The following is a 13,611-nucleotide window of genomic DNA, read 5'->3' as shown; positions in this document are numbered from 1 at the left end:
GTATACGGAATGAAAAAATGGCATAATTCTTTAGTAACAATTTTCTTTGTTATTGGAGGAATCAGCAGCGCAATTGTGTGGGGCAATGGAACAGCGCAAGCAGAAACAACAAACGAGCAAGCAAAAGCTGAACAGATAGAAGCATCCAATCAAGAAGAACTGATTCCTTTTCAATTATTAGGGATCAATGATTTTCATGGTGCATTGAATACGACTGGATCATTTTATGACGATTTAGGAAATAAAGTTGAAAAAGCTGGAACTGCACCGTTATTAGCAGGGTATCTCAATCAAGCTCAGGAACAGTTTTCAAAAAATAATAAAGGTGGACAAACCTTACGTGTTCAAGCTGGTGACATGGTAGGAGCAAGTCCGGCGAGTTCAGGTTTACTTCAAGACGAACCAACGATCAAAGTCTTGAATCAAATGGACTTTTCAATAGGGACGCTTGGCAATCATGAATTTGATGAAGGTCTGGCAGAATTCAACCGAATCATGACGGGTACAAAACCAGTTGATGATCCGTATGGTATTTTGACGGAATATCCAAGAGAAGCCTCTAAAACGCAAATAGTCATTGGGAATGTGGTCAAAAAAGATACCGAAGAAATTCCATTTGGCTGGCAGCCATATACGATCAGGGAAGTCGGTACTGGGGCTAATAAAGTCAAGGTTGGTTTTATCGGCGTGGTCACAACAGAAATTCCTAATTTGGTGTTGCGAGAGCATTATGAAGCCTATGATTTTTTAGATGAGGCACAAACGATAGCCTACTATTCTAGTCAACTGAGAAATCAAGGAGTAAACGCGATCGTTGTTTTAGCCCATATTCCAGCAACAAGTAAAGCAGGAAAAGTGGAAGGCGAAGCAGCAGAAATTCTAAATGAAGTCAATAAGATCTATCCTGAAAATAGTGTCGATGCTTTTTTTGCTGCACATAATCATCAATATACTAATGGTGTAGTCAATAATACGAGAGTCGTTCAATCAACGTCGCAAGGGAAAGGCTATATCGATCTTCAAGGAACATTAGATCCAAAGAACAACGATTTTGTAAAAACACCGGATGCAACTGTCTCAGCGGTTGACCCTGCAGGGAAAACAACCCCGAAAGTGGATGAAGCTGTCGATAAAACAGTAAAAGACGCGCAAGATCGAGTTTCTACTGTGACAAACAAGAAAATCGGAACAGCTAAGGGAAGTCAGTCGATCACTCGGGAAGTCAATGAATGTAAAGAATCACCGTTAGGTAATTTGATCACAGACGGACAAGTGGCAATGGCTAAAGCACAAGGGATCGATGCTGACTTTGCGATGACAAACAATGGCGGTATTCGTGCAGATTTGATCGTAGGTGCCGATGGTGAAATCACGTGGGGAGCTGCACAGGCAGTTCAGCCATTCGGAAATATCTTGCAAGTCGTAGAAATGACTGGTGCGCAGATCCAACAAGTGCTCAACGAGCAATATGACGAAGAAGAACGCTACTTTTTACAAATTTCAGGGTTAAAATATACTTTTGCTGAAACGGGGGATGCGAATCAGCCCTATGCAGTGAAAGAGATGTATAAAAGTGATGGAACACCGATTCAAGCAGAGCAGCCTTATTTGGTTGTGATCAATGATTTTTTATTTGGCGGAGGAGATGGCTTTTCAAGTTTTACTGAGAGCCGGCTAGTCAACGCGATTCAGCCAGATACAGAAACGTTTATTAGTTATATCGAAAGTAAAGAAGCGGCAGGAGAATTGATCGAGGCGTCGATCGAAGGACGTAAAGCATTGGCTGATCCAGTTGAACCAGTCGAACCAACACCTGAGCCGACAAACAATGATCGATTGACAAAGGCAACGATTTTTGATCCTTTGTACGAAGACGATGAGTTTTTAAGAGGAGTAACATTACCGAATGCTACGATTGTCATTTTTACTGGCGACCTACCTCAAACTGCAACAAGGACATCGGAGATTCCAACAGGTGATCTTCAAGGCCAAGCAGATGGTGAAGGGATCATCAAACTGAATGTGGCGCCTTTGAAGCTTGCTGGTAAAGAAAAGCTAACAGCTTTAGTGATTGACAATGAAAATAACCAAGCAGTTTTTACGATCCCTATCTTACCGAAAAAGACTATTTCCGACTCGTCTACAGAAATTTCCACTAAATCTTCGGAGGCCAGTGGAAAAGGTGAGTTGCCAAAAACAGGTGAACGATCAACTTCATTTATTGCTGTTGTAGGTTGGTTATCGGTCAGCTCAGGCTTTGTTGTTTTCTTAAAAAAGAGAACGTAACTTACTTATAAATAGAAAAAAGGTACGTGGTAGTAAAAGATACCATGTGCCTTTTTTGTGATTTCCTAAAAACACGAACATTAAAAATAAAAACAGGGTTTAAAGTTAATAATTTGTTGAAAAACGAAATTTTCTAGCTTATACTTTATAAGTATTCATCAGGAAACAAGAACGAGCACTTATTATATTGATCAGCTTTATCGTCTGATTTAATCATTTTCCTGAGATATATTGAGTAAAGAGAAAAGCCTTGACTGAAAAGTGAAGAACTTGGATCGAGAAAAGGGAGAGACATAAGTAAATGGAAAAGTTTTTCAAATTGAAGGAAAACAAGACAAACGTTTCAACTGAAATGATGGCTGGGGTAACGACATTTTTTGCAATGAGCTATATCTTATTTGTAAATCCATCCATTTTATCACAAACAGGAATGCCGTTTCAGGCAGTCTTTTTAGCCACGATCATTGCATCGATCATTGGTACTTTGATCATGGGGCTTTTTGCAAATGTTCCATATGCACAAGCACCGGGAATGGGTTTAAATGCGTTTTTTACATTTACAGTTGTTTTTGGATTAGGCTATACATGGCAGCAAGCATTAGCAATGGTCTTTATTTGCGGGCTGATCAATATTTTGATCACAGTGACCAAGATCCGCAAATTGATCGTCAAAGCAATTCCAGAAAGTATGCAGCATGCAATCGGTGGCGGAATCGGTATTTTTGTGGCTTATGTGGGAATCAAAAATGCGAAATTATTGGATTTTACTGTACAAGCTGAGCCAAAAAATGGTGCAGTGAATGGAGATAGTATTGTTCCTGCATTAGGAAACTTCAACAATCCTGAAATTATCTTAGCCGTTATTGGTTTGGTTTTAACAACTGTTTTAGTTGTGTTGAATGTTCGCGGTTCTATTTTGATCGGAATTGTTGCAACAACGATCATTGCAATTCCGTTAGGCGTGGTTGATTTATCTGCCATCAACTGGCAGCAAAGTTCTTTAGGCAACTCATTAGGGGAACTGAAGACAACATTCGGAGCCGCGTTTGGTTCAGAAGGGATGCAGTCTTTGTTTAGTGATGCTTCAAAAATTCCTCAAGTATTGATGACTGTGATCGCATTTAGCCTGTCTGATACTTTTGACACGATCGGAACATTTATTGGTACCGGACGCCGCACGGGAATTTTCTCAAAAGAAGACGAACTGGCTTTAGAAGACAGCAAAGGATTCTCAACGAAAATGGATAAAGCATTGTTTGCGGATGCTGTTGCCACATCGATCGGTGCAGTTTTCGGGACATCAAATACGACGACTTATGTGGAAAGTGCAGCTGGGATCGGTGCTGGCGGACGGACTGGCTTGACATCAGTAGTAGTTGCTGCAATGTTTGCTTTGAGCAGTTTGTTTTCACCACTGATTGCGATCGTTCCTGCCCAAGCAACAGCGCCAGCGTTGATTCTTGTTGGGGTAATGATGTTAGCTTCCTTCAAAGATATTGAATGGACTAACTTAGAAGAAGCAATTCCTGCATTTTTCGCTTCGATCTTCATGGGTTTATGCTATAGCATTTCATATGGTATTGCAGCTGGTTTTATCTTTTATGTGGTTGTAAAAGTAGCAAAAGGAAAGATAGCAGAAATCTCGCCGATTCTTTGGATCGTAAATGCATTATTTATTTTGAACTTTATTATTTTAGCGATTTTGTAGTCTTGATTTAGAGAGCGAAACAAAACTGATTTTTAGTTTTGTTTCGCTCTTTTATTTTTTATTTGCTGAAATTTTTTTGAGAGATTACACTTTTTGGAGTATAGTTAATAGTGAAGAACTTGTGAGGTGTAAACGGATATGAAAATTGATTGGAAAAAGAACTTGATGGTTGCTTGGTTGGGGTGTTTCTTTACGGGTTCCAGTATTAGTTTGGTCATGCCTTTTATTCCTGTTTATGTGGAACAACTTGGCACTCCGAAAAGTCAGATAGAATTATTTTCGGGACTTGCGATTTCGGTTACAGCTTTTGCTGCTGCGATCGTGGCGCCGATCTGGGGGAATTTAGCAGATCGTAAAGGACGGAAGTTGATGATGATCCGGGCTGCGGCTGGTATGACGATCACGATGGGGGCGTTGGCTTTTGTACCAAATGTTTATTGGCTATTGATTTTGCGTTTTTTTAATGGGATTTTATCAGGGTATATCCCAAACGCGACAGCAATGATCGCCTCACAGGCGCCTAGAGAAAAAAGCGGCTGGGCTTTAGGAACGTTGTCGACTGGTGCAGTAGCTGGAACATTGATCGGTCCTTCGTTTGGCGGCGCATTAGCTCAATGGTTCGGTATGGAAAATGTCTTTATCATTACAGGAGTTGTCTTGCTGATCACTACGTTGTTGACTGTTTTTATGGTAAAAGAAGATTTCAAGCCAGTAGAGAAGAAAGATCTATTGAGCACAAAGGAGATTTTTGCTCAAATGGATCATGTATCTGTGTTGATTGGCTTATTTATTACAACACTGATTTTGCAAATTGGCGTAACTAGTATCAGCCCTATTTTAACGCTGTACATTCGTTCGTTGAGCAGCAATACAGGGAACATTTTGTTTGTCAGTGGTTTGATCGTTTCAGTAGCGGGAGTGTCTGCTGTGATTTCATCACCGATCCTAGGGAAGCTGGGAGATAAAATCGGTAATCATAAAGTTTTATTAGCAGGTCTGGTTTTGTCACTGCTTTGCTACATCCCAATGGCCTTTGTTAAAACACCTTTTCAATTAGGACTGCTGCGTTTCATTTTAGGATTTTCAACAGGTGCTTTAATGCCGTCGATCAATACACTGATCAGTAAGCTTACACCGTCTGAGGGTGTGAGCCGGATTTATAGCTACAATCAAATGTTTAGTAATTTTGGTCAAGTATTAGGTCCGATGATTGGATCGACTGTGGCGCACGGGATGGGCTATAGTTCTGTTTTCATTGTGACCGCCTGCTTTGTCTTTGGAAATATTTGTCTATCTTTGTTTAATTTTCGAAAAATTTTAACGAAGAAATTATAACTATCAAGAAGTGGTTTTTGAAGAAAAATGCATAGATGAAAAAAAGATGAATCAAAACAGCGTAGATAGTTGATTAAGTAGTCTGATTGGTTAGGCTGCTTATTTTTATCACAACGAAAAATTAAGTAAAAAACCATTCCGTTAGCCACTAGATCATTGAGAATGAGGATACAAAAAATAGACGACAGAGCCAATCAAACAGTGTATAATCGAGAGTATACTTTACTATTTGGTTGGATCGATCGTCTATTATCGATTGATATCAAAAGAATAAAAAATAATTTATTGCACTTGTTTTGTCGTCTCTTTTTTCGGTAGTGCAAATTGGCCGATCAACAGAATAACAAAACCGCAAATCAATGATATAATAGTTGTTAACATGAAATCATAGGTTCCGTTTGTTAAGGCACCGCCGATATAACCCACGACTTGACCTAGTATAAAGGACCACAACAATACAAGAATGTAACGCATGGCTCACACCTCTTTTCTAGCTTTTAGTTTAGCACAATTTTTCTAAATGTAAAGAATTTGAAAGTGACAATGTTGATTTAAAATGACAATATGAAAAGGAGATGTCTTATGCGCTTTCCACAGTTAAATACGATTACTTCTTATTCCTTGCTTTCTAGTACCATACGTATCCCGGAACTTGTTCGACAAGCTAAAAAGCTAGGGTACAAGACCTTAGGGATCGCAGACATCAATGTGCTACACGGAGCCATTGAGTTTTATGAAGCGTGTAAAAAAGAATCCATTAAACCGATCATCGGTTTAACTTTAGAATACACTCCCAAAAAAGCAGAACAAGCTGCTAGACTGCTTTTGTATGCAAAAGATCTTCAAGGATATCAAAATCTAATGCAAATTTCAACGGCCAAAATGACAGGCGAAAAAGTTTTTTATATAGAATCAGTCAGCGACTATTTATCTCATTTGTATGTGGTGATGCCTTCAGATACTGGAGAAGTCACTGCAGCTTTTAAAAGAGGTGAACAAGAAGGGGCGGAAACGCTGGCTCAATTAGTGCAATTATTTGATGATGATTCTTTTTATATAGGAGCATCATTTACCAGCAATCCAGAATCAGATCCTGAACTGTTCGACTTCTATACAAATCAAAAACAACCGCTGATCGCTTTACAAGAGACACGCTATTTACATCGCGAAGACGGCTTTGCTCTAAATGTTTTAACACATATCGATGAAGGCCAACAGATGTCGTTGAATGTGGAAGAAACAAAGATCGATGGTCCATATTTCTTAAGAAACCAAGAAGACGCGGCAAAACAGCTTGAGGTGAAAATTGGTAGAACTGCTCTTGAAAATGCAGAACATATCGCTGCTTCATGTTCTTTAGAAATCCCTTTACATCAACGCTTGTTGCCGCATTATCCAATTCCTGATGGACAAGATGCTGGGGTGTTTTTAAGAGAATTGTGTTTAAAAAAGCTTCCGGAGAGAGTCCCAGGATTTTCTTCTGTTTATGAAGCGCGTTTAGAAAAAGAGCTGGACATTATTCATACAATGGGCTTTGATGACTATTTCCTGATCGTTTGGGATGTTATGGCATTTGCCCACGAAAGAAAAATCGTCACAGGTGCTGGCCGTGGATCGGCTGCTGGCTCGCTTGTTTCATATGTATTGTCGATCACAGACGTTGATCCAATCAAATATGATTTGCTTTTTGAGCGTTTTTTAAATCCTGAAAGACATTCGATGCCTGATATCGATTTAGATATTCCAGATAATCGCCGGGAAGAAGTACTGCTTTATGTTCGGGAAAAATATGGACATTATCACATGGCACAAATCGCGACCTTCGGTACAATGGCAGCAAAAATGGTCTTAAGAGATGTTGCCAGAGTCTTTGGGCTTTCGCAAAGTGAATCGAACCGTTGGTCAAGTGCAGTGCCAAATGCATTGAAAATGACGTTGAATACTGCCTATGAAGAATCGAAGAAATTAGTTGAGCTGGTCAATTCATCTGAAACGAATCGCCTTTTATTCGATACAGCTAAACGATTGGAAGGACTTCCTCGTCACGTATCGACTCATGCGGCCGGAGTAGTCATCAGCGATTTGAATTTGCTTGAATTAGTTCCGTTACAACCTGGAACAAACGATATTTTGCTTACCCAATTTACGATGAACGATGTTGAAAAAATTGGTTTGTTGAAGATGGATTTTCTTGGATTGAGAAATTTGTCCATTCTGGATGATACGATCAAAACAGTTAAGCGAGTCTATCAAAAAGAGATCGTACTGAATCAAATTCCTTTAGATGATGAAAAGACATTAGCACTTTTCAGACGTGGGGAAACGAGTGGTGTTTTTCAATTTGAATCAGCAGGAATTAGAAATGTATTAAGAAAATTAGGACCGACAAGTATTGAAGATATTGCTGCCGTCAATGCATTGTATCGACCTGGCCCTATGCAGAATATTGATCTGTTTATTCGCAGAAAGAAAGGGTTGGAACCATTAACTTATCCTGATGCAAGCTTAGAACCGATTTTAAAGAATACCTATGGAATCATTGTTTATCAAGAACAAATCATTCAAGTAGCTTCCCAAATGGCTGGTTTTAGTTTAGGGCAAGCGGATATTTTACGTCGAGCTGTTAGTAAAAAGAAGAAAGATGTGTTGGATCAAGAAAGAAAACATTTTGTAGATGGTGCTATCGATCAAGGACACGATGAAAAAACGGCAAATATGATCTATGACTATATTGAACGCTTTGCAAATTATGGGTTCAACCGGTCTCATGCCTTTGCTTATTCTTTTATTGGGTTTCAAATGGCTTATTTAAAAGTTCATTATCCTGGAGCTTTCTATGCTGCGATCTTGCATTCTGTTCGGCACAATCCCAATAAGATCAAAGAATATATTGGAGAAGCAAGAAAGAATAAAGTAACGATACTACAGCCGTCGATCAATACGAGCCAATATAGTTTTTATTTGACCAAAGACGATCAGATCATGTTTGGTTTCAGCTCTCTAAAAGGCATACGAAGAGATTTCATTCAAAATATTTTACAGGAACGCAAAGAACGAGGTGTCTTTCATTCATTCGATCAGTTCTTATTACGTATCGATCGTAAGTGGCTGAAGGCAGAAAATATTCAACCTTTGATCGCAATTGGCGCCTTTGACGAACTGCAGCCGAATAGAAGGCAGCTAGCGGTCAGCTTAGATAGTGAAATTCAAAATATTATTTATAGCGGCGGGAGCATGAATCTTTTAGAAGAAACACTAAAATTGAAAGAAGTAGAAGTAGCCGACTATACACTTGAAGAAAAATTAGAGCAGGAAGAACAATATTTAGGTGTTTATTTGTCAGGACATCCAACAGAAGAATTCAAAAAGACTCGAATTGCTAAACAAACAATGCAAATCAGTGATGTCGTAGAAAATCAAGCTGCCCGTTTGCTGATTTATGTCAAGGATGTTCGTGTGATTCGGACGAAAAAAGGTGAGCAGATGGCTTTTGTTGAAGGAGATGATCTGACGGGGTCATTGTCTCTGACCTTGTTTCCAACTGTTTTTCGATCGTTAAGGCAAAATGTGGAGCAGAATCAGGTCTATTTTGTTGAAGGAAAAGTAGAAAAGAGTAACTATAATCAAGAACTGCAGTTGCTAGTCAATAGGATCGAAAAAGCCAGTGAGATCGAACAAAGTATCAGTGCAACAACCTGTTATCTGAAAATAACAAAGGAAAAAGATCAAAAAGACATCTTGTTCAATGTGAACCAGCTGCTCAAACAAAATAAAGGAAACGTACCTGTAATTATTTATTTTGAAAAAGATGGGAAAAAATTAGTTCTAGGAGAAGAAAATTGGTTGACTGAGACGATTGAGGTAAAAGAACAGCTGGTAGAGATTTTAGGAGCTGAAAATGTCGTTTTCAAATGATTTACGGTAAATAATACTAATTGTTTTCATCTTTTTTCAATTTTTTCTTCTTAAATCAAGACATTTTGCACTATTAATGGTAAAATGAGTGACGTAATATTTTTGAGTATTAATAACTGTGACAAAACCTGTTGCAGCTTAAAAGTATATTATTATGAGGTGAAAGAACGAATGAAACGTATCGGTATTTTAACCAGTGGGGGAGACGCCCCAGGAATGAACGCTGCAATTCGTGCAGTGGTACGTAAAGGGATTTATGACGGAATCGAAGTTTATGGGATCAACTACGGTTTTGCAGGCTTGGTGGCTGGTGATATCCGCCGTTTGGATATTGCAGATGTTGGCGATAAAATTCAACGTGGGGGAACATTTCTTTACTCTGCCCGCTATCCAGAATTTGCAACAGAAGAAGGCCAGCTAAAAGGGATCGAACAATTGAAAAAATTCGGCATTGAAGGTTTGGTCGTTATCGGTGGTGACGGTTCTTATCATGGTGCAATGGCGCTGACAAAACGCGGATTCCCTGCTGTTGGAATTCCAGGTACGATCGATAATGATATTCCTGGGACTGATTTTACGATTGGATTTGATACAGCGATCAATACTGTATTGGAATCGATCGACCGCATTCGTGATACTGCTACCTCTCACGTACGTACATTCGTGATCGAAGTAATGGGTCGTGGAGCAGGGGATATCGCGCTATGGTCTGGAGTTGCCGGTGGTGCAGACGAAATCATCATTCCAGAGCATGACTTTGACATGGTCAATGTAGCTAAACGAATCAGAGAAGGCCGTGATCGCGGGAAGAAACATTGCTTGATCATTTTAGCAGAAGGCGTAATGGGCGGTAATGAATTTGCCGAAAAGCTTTCTGAACACGGTGATTTCCATACTCGTGTGTCTATTTTAGGACATGTGGTCCGCGGTGGTTCTCCAAGTGCGCGTGACCGTGTATTGGCAAGTAAGTTTGGTTCACATGCAGTGGAATTATTGAAAGCAGGCAAGGGCGGACAATGTATCGGAATGTTGGATAATCAAGTCGTTTCAGCTGATATCGTTGATACACTTGAAAACCACAAACATAAACCTGACTTATCACTTTATGATTTAAATCAAGAGATTTCTTTCTAATCAATATTCTAAAGAAACCTTGAGGAAAATAGATAAATCTTCATAATGTATAAACAAAATTGGAATAGGAGCGTTTGGTAATGAAAAAAACGAAAATCGTATGTACGATCGGACCAGCTAGTGAATCCGTTGATATGCTAGTAAACTTAATGAATGCAGGGATGAATGTTTGCCGTTTGAACTTCTCACATGGTGACTTTGAAGAACATGGCAACCGCATCAAAAACATTCGTGAGGCTGCTAAGATCACTGGTAAACGTGTTGCGATCTTACTTGACACAAAAGGTCCTGAGATTCGTACGAACGAAATGGAAAATGGCGCAATCACTCTAAAAACAGGTGATACTGTCCGTCTTTCTATGACAGAAGTTTTAGGAACAAACGAAAAATTTTCAATTACTTATCCAGAATTAATCAATGATGTAAACGTCGGCTCACATATTCTTTTAGATGATGGCTTGATCGATTTGGAAGTAACAGATATCGACCGCTCAGCAAACGAAATCGTTACATTAGTTAAAAACGAAGGCGTACTAAAAAATAAAAAAGGTGTTAACGTACCTGGTGTTTCTGTAAATCTTCCAGGAATCACTGATAAAGATGCCGCTGATATCCGTTTTGGTATCGAACAAGGCGTTGACTTTATCGCTGCAAGTTTCGTTCGCCGTGCAACAGACGTTCTAGAAATCACAAAAATTTTAGAAGAAGAAAATGCAACACATATCCAAATCATTCCTAAAATCGAAAACCAAGAAGGGATCGACAACATCGATGAGATCCTAAAAGTTTCTGATGGTTTAATGGTTGCCCGTGGAGATATGGGTGTTGAAATCCCAACAGAAGATGTTCCTGTTGTTCAAAAAGAATTGATCAAAAAATGTAATGCTTTAGGTAAACCAGTTATTACTGCAACACAAATGTTGGATTCTATGCAACGCAATCCTCGTCCGACTCGTGCAGAAGCAAACGACGTTGCTAACGCTATTTATGACGGAACAGATGCAGTAATGCTTTCTGGTGAAACAGCGGCTGGGGATTATCCTTTAGAAGCAGTTCAAACAATGGCTCGCATCGCAGTTCGTACGGAAGAAGCATTGATCAACCAAGATTCATTTGCATTAAAACTATACAGCAAAACAGATATGACAGAAGCGATTGGCCAATCTGTTGGACATACTGCGCGTAACTTAGGTATCCAAACGATCGTTGCAGCGACAGAATCAGGACATACAGCACGTATGATTTCTAAATACCGTCCGAAAGCACACATCGTTGCAATCACATTTACTGAACAAAAAGCACGCAGTTTATCATTATCTTGGGGTGTTTATGCAACAGTTGCAGAAAAACCAGCAAGTACTGATGAAATGTTCAGCTTAGCAACACACGTTTCTCAAGACGAAGGCTTTGCAAGTGAAGGCGATCTAATCATCATCACTGCAGGTGTTCCAGTCGGTGAAAAAGGTACAACAAACCTAATGAAGATCCAAATGATCGGATCAAAATTAGTTCAAGGTCAAGGAATCGGCGAAGATTCAGTTATTGCTAAAGCAGTAGTTGCAAATACTGCTGAAGAAGCAGTGGCGAACGCTGTTGAAGGTTCTATATTAGTTGTGAAAACAACAGATAAGGACTACATGCCTGCAATCGATAAAGCTATTGCTTTAGTGGTTGAAGAAGGTGGATTAACTTCTCATGCAGCAGTAGTTGCTATTGCCAAAGATATTCCTGTTATCGTTGGTGCAGCTGATGCAACAAACCTTATTGAAAATGGTGAATTGATCACAGTTGACCCTCGTCGTGGAATCGTATATCGCGGTGCAACAACAGCAATCTAAAAATTAAAGTATACAATTATAAAAAGGAAAATGAATCGTGCAAAATGATTCATTTTCCTTTTTTATTATGTAGTTTGAACAAAATTTCAAAAATGATGAACAATTTTATCATTTGACTTTTAAATCGATTTCGTACATGGTAAAATGTAAATATTACTATTAATAATAAATGTAGGAGTGATCGTGTGAAAGCAGCTGTTGTAACAAAAGAAAGTAATGGAAAAGTAGAAATCAAAGAAGTAGAATTAAGACCGCTTGAAGCAGGAGAAGCTTTGGTGGATGTTGAATATTGTGGTGTCTGCCATACAGACTTACATGTTGCTCATGGTGATTTTGGCGAAGTGCCAGGACGTGTCATAGGACATGAAGGGATCGGGATCGTTAAAGAAGTTGCTTCTGATGTAGATAATCTAAAAGTCGGAGATCGTGTCAGTATCGCATGGTTCTTTGAAGGATGCGGCACATGTGAGTATTGTATAACCGGTCGTGAAACATTTTGCCGTCAAGTAAAAAATGCAGGTTTTTCAGTTGACGGGGCGATGGCAGAACAGTGTATTGTTAAAGCAAATTATGCAGTAAAAGTGCCTGAGGGATTGGATCCTGCTCAAGCAAGTAGTATTTCTTGTGCGGGTGTTACTTGTTATAAGGCAATCAAGGTGTCGGAAGTGAAACCTGGACAATGGGTCGCTATTTATGGTATCGGCGGTTTAGGAAATCTGGCTATTCAGTATGCAAAGAATGTCTTTAACGCCAAAGTAATTGCAATCGATATCAACGATGACAAATTAGAATTTGCAAAAGAGCTGGGTGCAGATCTAGTGTGTAATCCGCTAAAAGACGGAGACGCTGGTGAGTGGATCCAAGCTAAAATCGGTGGCGCACATGCAGCAGTTGTGACAGCTGTTTCCAAAGTTGCATTCAATCAAGCTGTGAACTCCGTTCGGGCGGCAGGGAAAGTAGTTGCAGTTGGGCTTCCGCCGGAAACAATGGATTTAGAAATCGTGAAAACAGTCTTAGATGGCATTCAAATCGTAGGATCATTAGTTGGAACTCGTAAAGACTTAGAAGAAGCTTTCCAATTTGGTGCGGAAGGAAAAGTTGTTCCTGTTGTAGAAACACGCTGTTTACATGAAGTGAATGATATCTTTGAAGAAATGGAGCAAGGTAAGATCAAAGGTAGAATGGTTGTTGACATGAAAAAATAGAGAGTGACATACTAAGCTCTTTAAATATCGATAAACGGTGGAATCAGAAGCAGCACTACGCTATGCCTCGATCATATCAATTTCTAAGTATCAAAGATACTAAGAATTGAAGGACTTGGTTTCCGAAGTTTGACGCTTTTGTTCCATCCACATGTTATATTAGAGATTCTCAAAAAGTTAGAGCGAATGC

8 protein-coding genes are annotated in these 13,611 nt (G+C 39.3%); 7 read left to right on the top strand and 1 reads right to left on the bottom strand.

The features are described from left to right. The first annotated feature begins 9 nt into the window (after positions 1-9). From IGI58_RS17715 to IGI58_RS17705, 3 genes are all read left to right on the top strand, one after another. Complete coding sequence (locus IGI58_RS17715; RefSeq protein ID WP_429952377.1) at positions 10-2,286, top strand: 5'-nucleotidase C-terminal domain-containing protein; 2,277 nt, start codon at positions 10-12, stop codon at positions 2,284-2,286. A gap of 301 nt (positions 2,287-2,587) precedes the next feature. Next, entirely contained in the window at positions 2,588-3,994 is a 1,407-nt protein-coding gene (locus IGI58_RS17710; RefSeq protein ID WP_429952379.1) for an NCS2 family permease, read from the top strand. Positions 3,995-4,132: 138 nt separating this feature from the next. Further along, on the top strand, positions 4,133-5,329 hold the full coding sequence (locus tag IGI58_RS17705) for a multidrug efflux MFS transporter (RefSeq protein WP_087640264.1): 1,197 nt from the start codon (positions 4,133-4,135) through the stop codon (positions 5,327-5,329). 282 nt (positions 5,330-5,611) lie between these two features. Here IGI58_RS17705 and IGI58_RS17700 read toward each other — a convergent pair whose 3' ends face one another. Continuing rightward, complete coding sequence (locus IGI58_RS17700; protein ID WP_087640263.1) at positions 5,612-5,803, bottom strand: YjzD family protein; 192 nt, start codon at positions 5,801-5,803, stop codon at positions 5,612-5,614. Positions 5,804-5,911: 108 nt separating this feature from the next. On the opposite strand from IGI58_RS17700, the gene dnaE reads away from it, so the two are divergent. From dnaE to adhP, 4 genes are all read left to right on the top strand, one after another. Continuing rightward, positions 5,912-9,244, top strand: coding sequence for a DNA polymerase III subunit alpha (gene dnaE, locus IGI58_RS17695; protein ID WP_429952382.1), 3,333 nt, complete (start codon positions 5,912-5,914; stop codon positions 9,242-9,244). Between the two features lie 171 nt (positions 9,245-9,415). Continuing rightward, positions 9,416-10,378: a 6-phosphofructokinase gene (gene pfkA / locus IGI58_RS17690; protein WP_429952384.1), complete on the top strand. Its 963-nt coding sequence runs from the start codon at positions 9,416-9,418 to the stop codon at positions 10,376-10,378. Between the two features lie 80 nt (positions 10,379-10,458). After that, positions 10,459-12,216, top strand: a complete 1,758-nt coding sequence (gene pyk, locus IGI58_RS17685; RefSeq protein WP_429952386.1) for a pyruvate kinase — start codon at positions 10,459-10,461, stop codon at positions 12,214-12,216. Positions 12,217-12,401: 185 nt separating this feature from the next. Next, positions 12,402-13,421, top strand: a complete 1,020-nt coding sequence (gene adhP, locus IGI58_RS17680; protein WP_225533829.1) for an alcohol dehydrogenase AdhP — start codon at positions 12,402-12,404, stop codon at positions 13,419-13,421. The last annotated feature ends 190 nt before the right edge of the window (positions 13,422-13,611 follow it).

Source organism: Enterococcus sp. AZ020, from assembly GCF_050499205.1.
GTDB lineage: Bacteria > Bacillota > Bacilli > Lactobacillales > Enterococcaceae > Enterococcus_L > Enterococcus_L dunnyi.
This window is presented reverse-complemented; position numbering and strand designations above follow the sequence as displayed.